Raw genomic sequence first — 15,500 nt, 5'->3', positions numbered from 1 at the left:
GCGGGACCAGTCCCTGCTCTGCCAGGAACGTTTCATGGAGAGGTCTTCCATAGCCATTTTACCATCTATGAATTGCGTTATAGTTCCCACGTGGATCTGGTTTTTTCTTTTAGTGATGGAGAATGTCCCCATGCAGGACACGTTACGGATCGTGGGCGCTCACCGCCCGTTCGAACCGCCTCCGCTTCCTTCTCGGGAGAAGGAGCACCGCCCGCCTCCGGCGTCTGCATCTGACGAAGAGGAGCCACCAATCGATCCGGACAAGGAAGAACTGGTCGAACCGCTTGATCCCTCGGATGTGGATGCGAACCCCCATGCGGATTGAATCAGTCTCCGGAAGGGCTCGTGGCCCTTCCGGCTCACATCCGGGTCAGAGCCGGTGCCAGCGTGGCAGACGACAGGACAATGTTCTGGCATGATCTCGCACGGCCTTTGGCAAGGCCGATGTCGGCTGGTTTTCGAGGGCTCCCAACGACATACCCAGGGTCTTAGCCATGTGGGTGCGGTCAGCGACAGGCAGGAGTTTTCGGACCACGGCGACGGTCGTTGGTTCCGGGTCTGACTCAGTTCTCCAGCGAGAAACCCGATCGTAAACCCGGTGGTCAGCCGCCCGACGCATGAGGCTGTCATATCCCCGGCCTTTTTCCTCGTCGCCGAGATAGTCGGTCAGCAGGACCGCCAGTTCTGTGCCGATCTGAACGGTCGGAAGCGACATAATCCTGTTCGGCCTGTCCGTGTGAAGAGTCATGATGCAGTCCTCAGGCCGGCGCGCTTGTCGCCCGATGTCAGAGCCGTCGCATCCAGAGGGCTGACGCTCAAGCCCGAAACAGTGGCGGTGACGTCGACATGCACGGACCCGAACAGATGCAGGAGGGCGCCCTGAGGCGTATAGGCGCCCTTGACGGCTGCCGAGGTCCGGCCGTCCACAAGGGGCGGGTCGACAAGGACCGGGCACCCGGTCTGCCGGCCCAACATCTCGATGGCGCGGGCCAGTGGCATGGATGGAATGTTCACCGACTGCTTTTCTGTCTCGCACGATAGCACATCATGCGGCGCATGAGCTGATGCCGGCGAGGCCATTCCGACCAGCAGCATGAGGACGAGACCGACAGCGACGTGTGGTCTCTCCCTCTGCCGAAGGCGCCAAGGTTGCTTGGCCGTCTGTTCCGCTCGCTCCGTCTCTCCGGCGGAGTGCGACCAAACTGGCCGCATTGCCCCCGGTGAACGGGGCACGGAGGGATGGTTATTCCAATAGTCCTGAAGCGCCTTCAGGTTGAGAAAATGGACAAAACTCGACATCTCCCTGTTCTCTCTGCTTTTGACTTCATCTTCAGAAACGCGGGCCCCCCGCTGGCAGGCCCCGCTCCACCCTCTCATTCGTGCGGTCGTTCCAGAAAAGACGGCGTTTCCGCTCGGAGAAGGCGTTTCTGATCTACCCGGCGCGGTCAGTGCCTTACGCCGCGACCGGAAATGGCGGTGCGGCTCTTGCCCGCATGGGGAGACGGAACGCGAGATCAGAAGCCAGGGGATCACACCCGGCAGGGGCGACCGCGCTCGCCTGGACCAGACGTTCCAGCGTGGAGCGAAGTCTGATCCCCGGTATACCGGTATGGGCCACCAGAGACGTTAGCGTCACGCCACGTCCGTCATGACCGAGGCGGCGGAGCACGGAGAGGACACGCGGAGCTAGCGGATCGTCTCCGAAAAGGGCGCGCGTTACCATGATACGCCTCCCTCCAGTCGGTTGCGCCATCTCCGGGCGGCTGTGCGCAAGGAGCGGCGATAGCGGGAATAAAGTCCTTTCAGTGTCGACATCCACATCCTCCGATTAAAGCAACATGGACTCCAGTTGTCTGGCTCACAGAGCCTATGCTGGACCCGATGGCGTCCAGCGAAAGCAAGATTGGAAGAGATGCTTGCCTCGTCAAGAGGGCACGAAATGCAGATTCTTTTTCGTGAATAATTTTATTATTTTTATTTGTATTTATTTTCTGTGGCGGTGTTGCAGACAGAAATTACATGGGTTTTGTTAATTTTCGCTAACCGTCATGGCGATGATCGCAGAAAATCAATATATTCTCCTTCTATGATGGCGGCCCGGGATTTTCGGGCCACCACCCGTCTTACAGAGCGCTTCCAGTGTGTCTGTTCGTCGGGACTTCTGTCCGCGTTTCGACGGCGGGCGTCAGAGTCGTGGAACCAGACTTTTGATCTCCGGGATTGTCAACTGTCATCGGCGCGGGGAGCGTCGCACAGGACTTGCTTCCGGTGCGTGACATATGAACGATTGGCGCTGCCTGACCGTTTGATGTAATCGTGATCGTCTGCGTACAGGCGGTGGGTCCACCGGTGCTGACCGCCTCGAAACGCTGCCAGGACATGCTCTGTTTCGGGAGGTCATGACCAACAGCCGGAACCGCGCGCGGGACGCCGTCCGGCCGCGAGGTCAACGTCCGATCGATAGCCGCCATGAGAGCCACATCCTGTGCCATCATGCGATCAACGGCCTCGAACATATCGATATCAGGCATTGCCGCTGTCGTTGCGATGCCCTGGACCAGGATACCGACCTGGTGTCCGCGCGCGTCAACGACGCGCAACGCATCCTGAGCCTGTGCGGGTAGGGCAGCCACGCTGCAAGCCAATGTAGCAACAAAGGCGCCTGCCTGAAGCATACGAGAAAAATGCATTTTGGAATCCTCCGTGTCTGTTAAGCAGTGTCGGACGACGGCACAAATATGGGCTGGGTAAATAGCGCTAGCAAGAGGTCGAGGAAGCAGGCGTCAGTCCTTGATTTCAAGCTGTGCCAGATCGGCAATCCGTTCCGGTTCGGTCGGCTCCCATCCCAATGCCTACCGGGTCAGGACGCTAGAGGCGGCCATGTCGAAGCCTGCGAATATCGCAAACTGCCCGAAAAACGCAGGTATTTCGTCTGCTGAGAGGGAACGGACCGGTAGATCCAGACAGCGGTCGAGTGTCTCGACGATATCGCGCATCGCCACGCCCTCTTCGGTCACCGTATTCTAGGCAGAACCCGTTGCGCCCTTCTCGATGGGCAGCCGGTAAAGGCGGCCGACATCCAGAACATGCGCTGCAGGCCACAGATTACGCCCCTCGTCGACATATGCTCAGGTCCCATTTGCACGAAAAATCTCGATCAGCGGCTTGATAAGCCCCTGCTGCCGGGTCATGGACCTGCGGCAAACGCACCACCGAAGCACCCGTTGATACCATCAAGCACATTGATCACCCAGTTCTCGACTCCTTGCGCCTTCGAACACTCGATATTCTCGGTCGACGGCCGACCGGACCTGACCCTGGTCGTCTATAATCCGGCAATGCCGGCGGACGCCGACAAACTCAGAACCGTCCTGTCTCATCGTAGCGAAGCTGATGAGTAATCCGGCGGACACAGCGCACCATGCACTGCCTGTTTGGGGTTATCGAACAGGCCGGTCGCCCCGCTATCAGCGGTGCCGCGTTACCTCCGCTCCTTAGGTGTTTGGTCCCGGGGTTTGATGGTATGGTATTCCACGAGAGTGGAGGGAAGCCTTATCGGACAGATACGTCATGACAGCGCCACGATCACGTACGCCGTGCGAGCTAGCACTACAGCGATCGCAGGCTTCGTTGAGCGAGGAGTTCGGGATCAACCCGAAAACAGTTGTGAAATGGCGGAAGCGTCAAACGGTTGAGGATCAGAAGACAGGCCCTAAAGAGCCGCGCTCAACGGTCCTATTCGAGACGGACGAAGCGATGGTCGTGGCCTTTCGCAGGCATACGTTGCTGCCGCTGGATGACTGCCTTTATGCCCTGCAGGCCAGCACCCCCGTCTGACACGCCCGGCTCTGTATCGCTGATTTCAGTGTCACGAGATCTCACGACGGCCGGACATGGAGAATGCGCTGCGTTTGGCCCATGACCATGTCTATACTGCTCGTAATGCCGATCGGCTTTCGTTACAACCTTATGTTACCCAGCTTCTGGAGGGCCTGATTATGTCGCGCCAGGACATGCCAATCCAGTTGGCGTTACAAGTGGAAGATCTAGATGTGAAAAGCGACATCGCCATTCCGTTGGATCTCATCCTTAACAAGTTTGCAACTAACAGTAGGAAATATTCTTTCACGGACAAAAGCGAAGCGGACACGGGCTTTATTTCTGTGGATGCAAGAAGACGTGATGGGTGGCTGCACATCCGGATATGGAATAATGGCAACGGTTTATCGGTGAAGGATCGGGCTCGTGCTTAGGGCCAGGTACAGCCCTTATTGAAGGGCTTGCCCGGCAGATTGGGGCAACACCGGAATGGTCTTGCCCGGATGGCACGGGACTGCATTTGGAAATTCCATATCGCTCATGAACATATAAAGCTTACTGACTGTATACTCCCCAGAATTCTGTTTCATAGATTATATGTGATCTCGCTAACGACTTATAGTTCTACTTATATATTCGCAATATATCTCTATCGAGATAAGTAATAATGTCAGAATTCGCTGGTGAAGTTCTACCCGTACGCTTATGGAATATCCTCAATACACAATGTGCGGGTGCGATCTAAACCTCAGATAGGCGAATAACCGTTGATGGGCAGGTACCAGAAGAATCCAAGTCTTTTTTAAGTGATCTGAACTCTCAGCATTCTCAACCATTGATCTGTCTCCTTATAGGAGGCGAAGATGCTTTTTCCAGAGAGTGCTCTCCCCATAAATCCCACGAAAGTTCCCGGCTCTCCAGACGAGCGGGAACATTTCGATCCATATCCGGATAAGAGGCTCATCACGGACGAACCTTCGGAAGAGGAATATCCCGGAAAATCATATCTTCAGGAAAAGAAAGCGCTCCCTCCTCCGCAGGGTGATCCTCCGGCACTCCCCGAGGGTCCAGACAATCCGACCAATCAGGCTCAGATGTTGTTTAAACCACAGTTTATGGCGAGCGCCTGACGATGTTGCATGACCGAGAGCGAGGACCCGACAAGGCTAAGCCTTATGTCAAAGGATGGGGTACATGTGACAGAAATAGCCGCGTCCTTCCGGTTATCCGCACTGATACTGTAGCGCTGAGCAGGGAGCTCCTATTTTGGGGAAAGCCAAGAATTGTGGCGATCCCTGTCTGTAATGAAGACGAGCACATCGTCCCCTGCCTTCTCGCCTTGGCGACGCAAAAACATCTTCCTCACAGGGTCGTTCTCTGGATCAATAACACGACCGATGAGACCGAAAACCGGGCACATTCTCTTATCCCCAGCCTGCCATTTGAGCTGGAAACTGTCACGGTCTGCTATCCTCCCGCAATGGCGAGTGCCGGGAAGGCGCGACGTGACGCCATGGCACATGCCGCCAAAACCGCGTCCCCGGACGCGATCCTTCTGACTACGGATGCCGATAGCGAAGTTGCGAGCGACTGGATGGACAGTATTCTCGAGGCTTTTATTCAATATCCTGTTGAAGCGGTTTTTGGGCGGGTTCTTCTTCTACCTGAAGAATACAAAAAGATTCCTCCTCATCTTCATGAAGATGAGAAATTGGAACGGGCCTATGGTGCGATTTTGGACCAGATCGAGCTGCTTCTCTCTCCCGAACCACACGACCCGTGGCCCCGGCATCTGGAACATTCAGGCGCCAGTATCGCTGTAACGCATGCGGCCTGGCGCAGGACGGGCGGCATCCCGAACGTGCCTTCCGGAGAAGACCGGGCTTTCGCCAGGATCCTGCGACAGAACGGCATTGCGGCTCGTCATGCCCCACAGGTGCAGGTATACGTCTCCGCGCGCCTTCAGGGCCGCGCAGGCGGCGGAATGGCGGAAACTCTGACGCGTCGCCTGATCGCCCAAGACGAATATATTGACGATGCCTTCGAACCTGTTTCCAGACGTCTGCTGAGACTTCGCAGAGAACGAACATACTGGCAGAGCCAATCTTCTTGCCTCGATATTTCCTATCCCGACCTTCCTGTAGTCTGCATCCGCAGAAACGATCTGCAGCAACATCATGAACGGGCCCTAAGGGTACTCAAGCGCCTTCGCCAGATGAAACAGTGTTTACCGAAGAGGTTCCCGATCGAGACAGCCGGTCAATACGATATCCCTTTCCCTGCTCTGACAGCTCCGGAATCCAGTGTTTTTCCCGACAGGCCCTGATGAAGTGCTCGGCCGCCTCATAACCCGTGCATGGCGTGTCGGTCTGCCCTGTCCAATTTACGATCAGGATATGCCCTTCAGATTTCAGGCTCTCCATGACCATGTCCGCCAGTCGACGGATGTCTTTTGGAGAAAGGAAGTAAAGAAGCTCGGAAATAAGAACGAGGTCGCAGCCCGCGGCTTCCGCAACTGGATAATCCGCTGGTAGGAACGCTTTCAGAAAGCTGACATGCGCCTGCCCTTCACACCGCCGTCCCGCAATCGCCAGTGCATTTTCCGAAGCATCGAAGGCTAGAACACGCCCGCAGCGCTGCGCCAATGCCAGGGTGCCGACACCAATCGCACATCCGAGTTCCACCGCGAAGAAAATGGGCGCCGCCGGAAGACATTCCAGAACCCGCGACAGTTTCTGACGCTCATACGGACGGCTTTCAAAGCCCCATGGGTCTGGATTATTATGAAACAGACGTTCAAAGACTTCCGGTTTCCATGTCTCGTTACTCATGACGCGATGAAGATTTCATAGGGCTGAAGCATTTTCTCCAGCAGATGATCGGGAAGAACAAAGCCGCCCGGATCATCATCCACAACCAGCCCCCTCTGGCTTCGATGCGCCTCAACGGCATTCCGTTTCCTGTCCAGAAACGGCCGGATATCAAGCCGCCACCCTACCGGGGTGGCCTCATCGATTTCCATTTCAGGCGGCAGTGTCAGCCCCCAGACAGGATAGGACAGGAGCCTCAGTTGCGGCAGCAGGGCCTTCAGCTTCTGCCCCATGATCCAGACAGCTTCGTGATCACAGTGCGGATCGTACCGCCAGGGAACCAGAACCGTCTGGCACTCATAGCGATAGATCATTTCGGTAAGGCTACGGATGACAGCATCGAAACTATCGCCTTGTGTTGGAAGGCTTGCATCCTGCAATTCCAGAAATAGCAGTCGCTCGGAAGGAAGGCCGAGCACTGCCGCCGCGTCCCGGCTTTCTTCCTGACGAAGCCGCGCAATCCGCGCGGGCGGCCATGCCACTGAACCACGATGGGACGCAGAGCCGTCAGAAACGATCACAACCACCGGAGGATACCCCTCCTGCACCGCAGAGGCAATAAATCCCCCACATCCCAGACTCTCATCATCCGGATGTGGAGAAAGAATAAGCGTGGTTCCAGAGGCAATCGTCTCAAGGGGCGCGACCGCAAAGTCTGCGAAATACTGAAGCATATCCCGGACCTTCATAAGCAGTCCTCCGGCCAGTCATGACTGACAAACCAGGCCGCGCCTTCTGTCAGAGCCTCGTCCGGAGCAGGCTGTCGCAGATAAGTCGCCAGATCCCGAATGATCTGTTCGACGGCCCGCCCTTTTACAAAAGCCGAAAGCCCCAGACCACGCTGCACCAGCGTGATCAACTCCAGAGCTGCGCGTTCAACAGCCAGCCGCGCCAGATTGACAGTCGCCGTAACCTCCTCGGAGGGCATCTCCGGACAATCACATGCAGCATGAGCGGCCTGCCTGACCCACAGGGAGGCCGTTTTCTGAAGGATCATCGCGTCTCCGATCCGGCAAAGCTGATGCGGGTTGTGGACCCGCTTCCGGGCCAGAAGTTCTTCCCTCAGCAGATCGACCAGCCGGTCCATAGCGCCAATCGCGACCGCCGATCCGCGCCATGCTCCTGCGGAAAACTCAGGCTGCCGCAGATAATCTCCCGCCGTCCCCAGAATATCCTGAGCAGAGACCGTCAACCCGGTAAAATCATAAGCACCCGTTCCGCTTGCCTGCATCCCGGTCAGCTTGCCCGGACCTGGCTGTCTGCGAGCGGCATCCGTGGTCGGCACGAGGAGCATGACCGACTCTTCCTGCTCGGTCGTTGCCGTAATTAGCGCAAGACCAACCTCATTGACGCCGCTGGCAAATCCCTTGATCCCGGAGAGCCTGCAGAGGCCCCCTTCCTTCCGTATGGTCACAGGAGGGTCCCCGTCTGTGACCCATATCCCGGTCAAAATTCCTTTTTTCGATGTTGTGGCCAACGTGTGACGCTGCTCTTGCGTGCCATACAGCGCCACAAGACGGATAACATTCACATGCCCTTCAAGACACCGTCCCAGCGACAGGCTTAAATAACCCGTTCGCCGCAGCAGCAACGAAAGAAACTGTCCCCTGTCAGACGGAGAGGCCAATCCAAGCCCTCCTTCCTCAACGAAAAGAAGGGCATCCAGTATCCCGCTCTGTCGCAGGGATTTCAGGAGGTCTGATGGGAACAGATTTTCTGTTGGCGTGAAGGGTCTGGCTTTCCAGTCCGCAAACAGATGATTCAGTCGGCCCCGAAAGACAGATCGTTCCTCCTCGATCATCTCATGACCAGAATTCGACATGCCCTGTGACCCTTCCGCGCAGCCCGATCAGGGCAACGCCTGGAAGCCGATCATGGATCCCGATTAAAATAGCACCGCCGGTCACTATTCTGCGGGAATGATGAAGGCGCACCATCCCATGGTGAGCACCATGCGTCCCGTCATGCCGCTTCAGAGACCGGTGAATGTGTCTCAGGCATGCCCCATGCAAACAGACAGGCCACCCCTGCCCCCGTCAGGCCCAGGATAATGAAGGTCGTATTGAACCCGTAGGCTGATGTCAGGGCGCCCCCCGCAAGATTGGACAGGAGCGCACCGATGGTCCCCAGAGCCAACCCCAGCCCGATAAGCAGATTGCGCCGCCCACTTCCAGACGCGATATCCGAAAGAATGGCATAGAACAGCACCAGAATGATGCCTGAAGACAATCCGTCGAGGATCTGGACCAGGACCAGCGTCGGCCAGTCCGCGCTCAGGATCACCAGACCGTCCCGCACGGGTTGCATGGCGAGTGCGAACACGAACAGCGGCTTGCGAGGCCATTGCGGCGCCTTTTTACCCACGAGAAGGGCTACGGGCGCCATGGTGATCTGGGCGACCACGATACAGATGGCCGTCACGCTCGCCGGATCGCCCAAGTGGAAAAAGGCATAACGCTCGATCATGAGCGGGACCACGGCGCCATTGGCGATATTGAACAGCAGATAGGTCACCAGAAAAACGGCCAGCCGTGTCTCGGAAAGGAACGTAAAAATGGCACGCAGGGTCTGCCGCAGCGAAGCGGTATCCCGAGACCGTTCCGAAGGGGTGTCCGCGCGTTTCGAAAGGCCCCCGACCAGCAGCAGACTGACTGCCGCAAATCCTCCCACCCCCCACAGGGGAGCAACAGGCCCCATCACCCTGCCAAGAAGGCTCATCACGAAGCCGGATGACGCATTGCCCAGATGATTGAAGGATTCATTGCGGCCCATACGCGCGATATAGCCTCTAGCTCCTGCCGTATGATGGCTGACGGCCGCAAGAATGGGCGTAAAAAGAGCCCCTGCGCCGCCTGCGATGAAATGGGCCAGAACAATGGGATAAAACAGCGGCGTCCAAGCCATCACCGCGACGGACAGAAACGTCACGGTACAGCAGGCAGCGAGCATCAGGCGCCTGCGCGGGAAGATATCCAGAGCCCATCCGCCGATAAAGCGGGCCAGAACCGCCCCAAGTCCGCCCGCTGCAATCGCCGCACCAATCCGGCTTGAAGGCCAGCCCTGTATCGTCAGGAAGGCTGTCAGAAAGTTCCCCAGATTGTCCTGAACATCAGCAAGAAGGAAGCTCAGACCGTCCAGGGAAACGTCGTCCCTCCCGGGCCGGATCTGTGCTCTGTTTTTCGTCATCATAATTCCCGTCAAAGTCTTTTTGCAGTCGTCCCTCGTACTGAACGGTCGGCTCACGGGTCCGTTACAAAAAAACAGTAGGGGTTCTCCTTTTTTGAAAAGGCAGATCCTGTGTGGTCAGGTCCATACCTGCGGGATATTTATTATCAGCGCGCATTCTATGACTGGGATCACAGAGAATTCCTTGAAACCTAAACGCTCCCGGACGCTTACAACCTGACACGCTGAAAAAACCTGACACCGAACGGAGCGCCCTCCCATGACCGATGTGTCTGTCGCCAGCCCCTGTCACCTCCAGATCAATGGAAAATCCTACTCTGCCGACCTGCCACCCAGCGTAACCCTGCTGGACCTGCTGCGGGAGCGTCTGGACCTCACAGGAACGAAGAAGGGATGCGATCACGGGCAGTGCGGTGCCTGCACCGTTCTCGTCGATGGCAAGCGGGTCAAAAGCTGCCTCATCCTGGCCGTATCGATCCCGGACGCCGAGGTCACAACGATTGAAGGTCTGGCACCGGATGGACATCTGCACCCTATGCAACAGGCCTTTATCGACCGGGACGCTTTCCAGTGCGGATACTGCACGCCGGGTCAGATCATGTCGGCGGTGGCGCTTCTGGAAGAAGGACATGTCCACACCCGCGAGGAAATCCGCGAATTCATGAGCGGCAATCTCTGCCGGTGCGGCGCCTATAACGGTATTATCGATGCCATTGAGCAGGTCCTTGCCCAGCATCAGCAAGACAGGGCTGGAGAGGCCGCATGAGACAGTTCTCCTATTCCCGTCCCGACACACTTGACGCAGCACAGCGCATCCCTGAGCATACGCGTTACCTCGCAGGAGGCACCAACCTCATCGACCTCATGAAATCGGACGTCGAACGCCCCAAACATGTCGTCGATCTCAATGCCCTGTCCATGAGCCAGATCGAGGAACGCCCTGATGGAGGTCTGCGCATTGGTGCCCTCGCCACCAATGCCGATACCGCAGCCCACCCGCTCGTTACCGAGCGCTATCCCCTTCTAGCCTCCGCCATCCTTGCCGGTGCAAGCCCCCAGATCCGTAACAGGGCCACGAATGGCGGAAACCTGAACCAGCGCACCCGCTGCCACTATTTCTATGACCCGGACATGGCCTGCAACAAGCGCTCCCCCGGTACGGGATGCTCCGCCAAAGGCGGTCGCAACCGGATCATGGCCATCCTCGGCACCAGCGAGGCCTGTATCGCCACATTCCCGTCCGATATGTGCGTGGCCCTCGCGGCCATGAACGCGACAGTCAACCTCACAGGTCCCGAAGGCGAGCGCAGTGTTCCTCTGCGCGACTATCACCGCCTGCCGGAAAACACACCCTGGCAGGACAACATCCTGCGCGCTGGCGAAATCGTCACGTCCATCGATCTTCCGCCGCTCAGCTTCGGGCCTCATCATACCTATCTCAAGATCCGCGACCGCCTGTCTTTCGCCTTCGCCATCGTGTCCGTCGCAGCGGGACTGCAGATGGAAAACAACACGATCCGCAAGGCCTGCATCGCCATGGGCGGCGTCGGTACAAAACCCTGGTGTGTCCCGGAAGCCGAAGCCCTCCTTGACGGGAAAACACCGTCCCCTTCCCTGTTCCGCGACGCTGCCGACTGCCTGCTGCAAGGGGCCGTCACCGACCGCGACAACGCCGCAAAGCTGAAGCTGGCCCCCCGCGTTATCATCCGCGCCCTCTCGCAGGCCGCTGCAGGCACGCCCCAGTCCCAGACGCAAAAGACCATTTTCTGAAAGAACCCGGGTATGACCCTCCATTCAGCAAAAATCGGACAGCCCGTCTCCCGGATCGATGGCATCGCCAAGGTGACGGGACAGGCCCGCTACGCCGCCGAACCGCATCCTGCCGGCATGCTGTACGGCTTCATCGTCAACAGCCCCATCGCCCGTGGCCGGATCGAGGCGATCCGCGACGAAGCCGCCCGCGCGGTGCCAGGCGTAGTGGAGGTCATGACGCATCTCAACCGCCCCCACAGCGCGCTTTTTGAAAAATCCTACATGGATGGTCTGGGCGTCCCCGGCTCTCCCTACAGACCACTCCATGACGCGGAAATCAGCTTCAATGGCCAGCCCGTCGCCGTTGTCCTCGCAGAGACATTCGAAGCCGCCCGTGAAGCCGCCATGCGTCTCGAAGTGGATTACGAACGCTGGCCGCATAATGCGGATTTCGAAGCATCCCTGCACCAGAAATACATGCCCGGCAAAACCCGCAGCAATTACGTGCCGCCGAAATCACGCGGGAACGCTGCCGAGGCCTATGCCCTCAGCCCGATCAAGATCGAAGGGCGCTATCACCTCGCTCCCGAGCATCACAATCCCATGGAAATGCACGCCACGACCGTTATCGTCGAGGAGGACGGCAGCTTCACGGTCTGGGACAAGACACAGGGTCCGCAGGCCGTACAGGCCTATCTGACGAGCGCCCTGTCCCTTTCCAAAGATCAGGTCCGCGTGCGCAATCCCTATGTCGGCGGGGCATTCGGCTCCGGCCTGCGCGCCCACCACAACGTCTTCCTCGCAACGCTGAGCGCAAAAATGTTGAAGCGCTCGGTCCGGATCACCCTGACGCGGCCGCAGATGTTCACTCATGTCTTCCGTCCGGAAGCCGTCATGGACATCGCCCTCGGCGCCCAGCCGGATGGCACGTTGCAGTCCATGGTCGTCGATGGCGTGACAGACACGTCGCGCTTTGAGCACAACATGGAAAATCTCGTGATCTGGGGGCTGATCAACTACAAATGCCTCAACGCCACGGCCGATTACAAAGTCGCTCCACGTGACACCTATACCTCCAGTGACATGCGCGCCCCCGGAGCTGCTACAGGCGTCAATCTCTTTGAGATGGCCATCGATGAAATGGCCTATGCCTGCAACATGGACCCGCTGGCCTTCCGCCTGCACAACTATTCCGACATCGACGCCATGCATGACATGCCGTTGACCAGCAAGGCATTGAAAAAGGCCATGCATGAGGGCGCAGAGTGCTTTGGCTGGCAAAACCGACCAATGGCACCGAAAAGCATGCGGGAGGGCAGGGAACTGATCGGCTGGGGCATGGCAACAGGTATCTGGGACGCAATGTTCTCCCCCACATCGGCCCGCGCCACACTGACTGGCGATGGACGTCTGCATATCGCAACCGCCGCCTCCGACATCGGAACCGGGACCTACACAATTCTGGCCCAGACGGCGTCGGAAGCGTTCGGCATCCCTATCGAGATGATTGATATCGAACTTGGCGATTCAACTCTTCCGGAATGTCCGACTGAGGGTGGTTCATGGACAGCCGCCTCAGCTGGAGCTGCGGTCTGGCTTGCCTGTCAGAGCCTGCGCGAAAAGCTTTTCAAATTGCTGGGGAAAAGCGGAAACATCTCCGCCTGGCTGACAGAAGGGTTGTCGAACAACACTACAGTTCTGCAGGACGGGTTCCTCCAAGGTGCGGAGGGGAACGAGACCCTAAGGCTGCCCCTGTCCGAAGCGATGTCTCTAACGGGACAGGAAAAGCTTGAAGTCGAAGAAACCGCGAAGCCGGGGCTTCGTGGGACCATCAGCCAGATGAGAAAGGCCCGTTTCACCCACAGTGCCGTTTTCTGCGAAGTCCGCGTGGATGAGGAACTCGGTATCGTGCGTGTGAAGCGGCTGGTCAATGCCGTCGCCGCCGGTCGCATCATGAACCCTAAGACCGCCGCCAGTCAGGTCCGCGGCGCCATGGTCATGGCAACAGGCATGGCGCTTCACGAAGAGTCCCTGATGGACGAACGCGTCGGCCGCTTCATGAACCATAATTTTTCCGAGTATCACATCCCGGCCCACGCCGACATTCCGGACATGGACGTCCTTTTCGTCGAGGAAAAAGACAAGGAAGTCAGCCCGCTCGGGGTCAAAGGCGTGGGTGAAATCGGGATATGCGGAACAGCCGCGGCCATCGCCAACGCCATCTTCCATGCGACAGGCCAGCGTCACCGCAATCTGCCCATTATGTCGGGCAGCTGATGCCTGAATCTTCCTTGGTCCATCCGGACCAAAGAAGACAGCAAAGACAATCAGCCGTTGACGATCATCCCGCCATTCACATGCAATGTCTGTCCGGTCATGAAAGATCCATCTTCGCTCGCCAGATAGACATAAGCCGGTCCGAGCTCCGCGGGATCACCACACCGTCCCATGGGCGTATCTTTTCCGAGATCAGCCACTGCCTGCGGATCAATAACACCCCAGCTTGCGGGCTGAAGCGGCGTCCAGACCGGGCCCGGAGCTACGGCGTTCACGCGAATACCCTTGGAAACCAGTTGTAACGCCAGAGCGCGTGTGAACCCCATTTCGGCAGCCTTGGTCGTCGAATACGCCAGAAGCGCCTTGTTTCCAGTAAAGGCATTGATGGACGACGTATTGATAACCGCACTTCCCTTTCCAAAATGCGGAAGGGCGGCACGAACCAGATAGAAATAGCCGTTGATGTTGGTGTCCATATGACGCTGCCATTCTTCGTCGGATATGGCTTCAACATCTTCCTCGACAATCTGGACACCCGCGTTGTTAACGAGAATATCCAGACCTCCAAACGCGTCCACTACACGGGCAACGGCATCATTGCAGACCTGACTTGAAGAGACATCACCGGCAATGGCCAGTCCCTTGCGGCCCTCCTGCTCAATGAGACGCACAGTCTCCTGTGCATCTTCGTGCTCTTCCAGATAAAGGATCGCGACATCAGCACCTTCACGGGCAAAATGGATGGCCGCAGCACGCCCGATCCCACTGTCACCTCCGCTAATGAGAGCCTTTTTGCCCTCAAGCTTACCGCTGCCACGATAATCAGGCCGGATGTGAATGGCCTTGGGCTGCATCAGGCCTTCTAGGCCGGGTTGATGATCCTGAGATTGGGGAAGAATATGATCAGGCATGAAACACCACTCCAAAAGGGGTCTGGTGTTTTCCGAAGAAAACACGTCTGCCATGTTCAACTGCCAGGGCAGCCAAGTGTTGCCTAACGGGGGTGATACATAAAACGGACACAGATATACGCTAGCATTACAGTTGCGTTTTTATTTTAATGCGTGAAAGGTATGCCTGAGCCTGACGGGCTCGTCGAAAACGGACCACCGGAGGATATGCGGGACCCGGATCTGGAGGGATCGAAGAACCGTTAGTTGATGTACGTGGCCCGTGATTTCTGGCTTTTGGCGACTTGATTGACGGTTTTTGCGATGGCATCCGGTCTGCGTTTTGAGCAGATTGGGGGCTGTTATCCGCTTGAGAGCTACGCTGTGGTGCTGATCCGCTGCAGGAAGAGAAAGCGGCGCATGTTGTAGACGATATTGGCCAGGCCGATCCTCATGGTGGCCCGGGTGATACCGACAGTTCGGACGAACAGTCCCGTCTGCGATTTCTGATCGGCAAAGACATGCTCGACGCGGGATCGGATCACGGACTTTCCTGCATTGGACCGCTGGATATGGAGTGGCATGGGTTTGAGATGCGGCTTCTTCCTGTGAACCTTTGAGACAAAGCCCTGCTTTTCCATGAAGTCTTAGCTGTCAGGTTGTGAGACGTCATTGGCGTAAACCATGATACGGTCGACGTCGTTCA

15 protein-coding genes and 3 pseudogenes are annotated in these 15,500 nt (G+C 57.5%); 8 read left to right on the top strand and 10 right to left on the bottom strand.

All coding sequences use genetic code 11. The features are described from left to right. Positions 1-130 precede the first annotated feature (130 nt). On the top strand, positions 131-325 hold the full coding sequence (locus ABF859_RS14320; RefSeq protein ID WP_010505636.1) for a hypothetical protein: 195 nt from the start codon (positions 131-133) through the stop codon (positions 323-325). A gap of 45 nt (positions 326-370) precedes the next feature. Here ABF859_RS14320 and ABF859_RS14315 read toward each other — a convergent pair whose 3' ends face one another. The 4 genes from ABF859_RS14315 to ABF859_RS14300 form a co-directional block, all read right to left on the bottom strand. Further along, entirely contained in the window at positions 371-748 is a 378-nt protein-coding gene (locus ABF859_RS14315) for a hypothetical protein (protein ID WP_415528344.1), read from the bottom strand. Then, positions 745-1,014 carry a hypothetical protein gene (locus ABF859_RS14310; protein ID WP_406586273.1) on the bottom strand — a complete coding sequence of 90 codons (270 nt, stop codon included), beginning with the start codon at positions 1,012-1,014 and terminating at the stop codon, positions 745-747. Before ABF859_RS14310 ends, ABF859_RS14315 begins: the two co-directional genes overlap by 4 nt. 439 nt (positions 1,015-1,453) lie before the next feature. Beyond that, a complete protein-coding gene (locus ABF859_RS14305; RefSeq protein WP_194258032.1) occupies positions 1,454-1,723 on the bottom strand; it encodes a hypothetical protein in 270 nt (89 codons plus the stop codon). A gap of 400 nt (positions 1,724-2,123) precedes the next feature. Continuing rightward, entirely contained in the window at positions 2,124-2,690 is a 567-nt protein-coding gene (locus tag ABF859_RS14300) for a hypothetical protein (RefSeq protein ID WP_415528343.1), read from the bottom strand. Between the two features lie 864 nt (positions 2,691-3,554). Here ABF859_RS14300 and ABF859_RS14295 point away from each other — a divergent pair. From ABF859_RS14295 to ABF859_RS14280, 4 genes and pseudogenes are all read left to right on the top strand, one after another. Next, positions 3,555-3,857, top strand: a pseudogene (locus ABF859_RS14295) (IS481 family transposase); the annotation flags it as partial. 36 nt (positions 3,858-3,893) lie between these two features. After that, positions 3,894-4,253, top strand: coding sequence for a sensor histidine kinase (locus tag ABF859_RS14290; protein ID WP_194258030.1), 360 nt, complete (start codon positions 3,894-3,896; stop codon positions 4,251-4,253). A gap of 429 nt (positions 4,254-4,682) precedes the next feature. Beyond that, on the top strand, positions 4,683-4,949 hold the full coding sequence (locus ABF859_RS14285; RefSeq protein ID WP_415528342.1) for a hypothetical protein: 267 nt from the start codon (positions 4,683-4,685) through the stop codon (positions 4,947-4,949). Positions 4,950-5,104: 155 nt separating this feature from the next. Further along, positions 5,105-6,145, top strand: a complete 1,041-nt coding sequence (locus ABF859_RS14280) for a glycosyltransferase (RefSeq protein WP_415528341.1) — start codon at positions 5,105-5,107, stop codon at positions 6,143-6,145. 73 nt (positions 6,146-6,218) lie between these two features. On the opposite strand, the pseudogene ABF859_RS14275 reads toward ABF859_RS14280, so the two are convergent. The 4 genes and pseudogenes from ABF859_RS14275 to ABF859_RS14260 form a co-directional block, all read right to left on the bottom strand. After that, a pseudogene (locus tag ABF859_RS14275) lies at positions 6,219-6,650 on the bottom strand (methyltransferase domain-containing protein); the annotation flags it as partial. Then, a complete protein-coding gene (locus tag ABF859_RS14270) occupies positions 6,647-7,378 on the bottom strand; it encodes a PIG-L deacetylase family protein (protein WP_415528339.1) in 732 nt (243 codons plus the stop codon). The pseudogene ABF859_RS14275 and the gene ABF859_RS14270, both read right to left, overlap by 4 nt. Further along, positions 7,375-8,511 carry an acyl-CoA dehydrogenase family protein gene (locus ABF859_RS14265; protein ID WP_062502530.1) on the bottom strand — a complete coding sequence of 379 codons (1,137 nt, stop codon included), beginning with the start codon at positions 8,509-8,511 and terminating at the stop codon, positions 7,375-7,377. The genes ABF859_RS14270 and ABF859_RS14265 overlap by 4 nt, the downstream gene beginning before the upstream one ends. A gap of 140 nt (positions 8,512-8,651) precedes the next feature. Further along, positions 8,652-9,878: an MFS transporter gene (locus ABF859_RS14260; protein WP_253783083.1), complete on the bottom strand. Its 1,227-nt coding sequence runs from the start codon at positions 9,876-9,878 to the stop codon at positions 8,652-8,654. Positions 9,879-10,134: 256 nt separating this feature from the next. Between ABF859_RS14260 and ABF859_RS14255 the strand changes: the two genes are divergently transcribed. From ABF859_RS14255 to ABF859_RS14245, 3 genes are read left to right on the top strand one after another with little or no spacing between them, the layout of a single operon-like run. Further along, complete coding sequence (locus ABF859_RS14255; protein WP_062502531.1) at positions 10,135-10,641, top strand: (2Fe-2S)-binding protein; 507 nt, start codon at positions 10,135-10,137, stop codon at positions 10,639-10,641. Further along, on the top strand, positions 10,638-11,645 hold the full coding sequence (locus tag ABF859_RS14250; RefSeq protein WP_415528338.1) for an FAD binding domain-containing protein: 1,008 nt from the start codon (positions 10,638-10,640) through the stop codon (positions 11,643-11,645). The genes ABF859_RS14255 and ABF859_RS14250 overlap by 4 nt, the downstream gene beginning before the upstream one ends. Positions 11,646-11,657: 12 nt before the next feature. Beyond that, a complete protein-coding gene (locus ABF859_RS14245; protein ID WP_415515952.1) occupies positions 11,658-13,904 on the top strand; it encodes a xanthine dehydrogenase family protein molybdopterin-binding subunit in 2,247 nt (748 codons plus the stop codon). Positions 13,905-13,954: 50 nt separating this feature from the next. On the opposite strand, the gene ABF859_RS14240 is transcribed toward ABF859_RS14245, so the two are convergent. Both ABF859_RS14240 and ABF859_RS14235 read right to left on the bottom strand, forming a co-directional pair. Then, complete coding sequence (locus ABF859_RS14240) at positions 13,955-14,815, bottom strand: glucose 1-dehydrogenase (RefSeq protein ID WP_408870754.1); 861 nt, start codon at positions 14,813-14,815, stop codon at positions 13,955-13,957. 356 nt (positions 14,816-15,171) lie between these two features. Continuing rightward, positions 15,172-15,441: pseudogene (locus tag ABF859_RS14235) on the bottom strand (IS5/IS1182 family transposase); the annotation flags it as partial. Between the last annotated feature and the right edge of the window lie 59 nt (positions 15,442-15,500).

This window comes from Gluconobacter sp., assembly GCF_047722525.1.
Lineage (GTDB): Bacteria > Pseudomonadota > Alphaproteobacteria > Acetobacterales > Acetobacteraceae > Gluconobacter.
Note: the sequence above shows the minus strand (reverse complement) of the source record. Positions and strands in the feature narration are given on the sequence as shown.

Bases quoted from the DNA above. Each gene is read 5' to 3' on its own strand.
- ABF859_RS14320 (WP_010505636.1), top strand. From the start codon at position 131: ATGCAGGACACGTTACGGATCGTGGGCGCTCACCGCCCGTTCGAACCG.
- ABF859_RS14315 (WP_415528344.1), bottom strand. From the start codon at position 748: ATGACTCTTCACACGGACAGGCCGAACAGGATTATGTCGCTTCCGACC.
- ABF859_RS14305 (WP_194258032.1), bottom strand. From the start codon at position 1,723: ATGGTAACGCGCGCCCTTTTCGGAGACGATCCGCTAGCTCCGCGTGTC.
- ABF859_RS14300 (WP_415528343.1), bottom strand. From the start codon at position 2,690: ATGCATTTTTCTCGTATGCTTCAGGCAGGCGCCTTTGTTGCTACATTG.
- ABF859_RS14290 (WP_194258030.1), top strand. From the start codon at position 3,894: ATGGAGAATGCGCTGCGTTTGGCCCATGACCATGTCTATACTGCTCGT.
- ABF859_RS14285 (WP_415528342.1), top strand. From the start codon at position 4,683: ATGCTTTTTCCAGAGAGTGCTCTCCCCATAAATCCCACGAAAGTTCCC.
- ABF859_RS14270 (WP_415528339.1), bottom strand. From the start codon at position 7,378: ATGAAGGTCCGGGATATGCTTCAGTATTTCGCAGACTTTGCGGTCGCG.
- ABF859_RS14265 (WP_062502530.1), bottom strand. From the start codon at position 8,511: ATGTCGAATTCTGGTCATGAGATGATCGAGGAGGAACGATCTGTCTTT.
- ABF859_RS14260 (WP_253783083.1), bottom strand. From the start codon at position 9,878: ATGATGACGAAAAACAGAGCACAGATCCGGCCCGGGAGGGACGACGTT.
- ABF859_RS14255 (WP_062502531.1), top strand. From the start codon at position 10,135: ATGACCGATGTGTCTGTCGCCAGCCCCTGTCACCTCCAGATCAATGGA.
- ABF859_RS14250 (WP_415528338.1), top strand. From the start codon at position 10,638: ATGAGACAGTTCTCCTATTCCCGTCCCGACACACTTGACGCAGCACAG.
- ABF859_RS14245 (WP_415515952.1), top strand. From the start codon at position 11,658: ATGACCCTCCATTCAGCAAAAATCGGACAGCCCGTCTCCCGGATCGAT.
- ABF859_RS14240 (WP_408870754.1), bottom strand. From the start codon at position 14,815: ATGCCTGATCATATTCTTCCCCAATCTCAGGATCATCAACCCGGCCTA.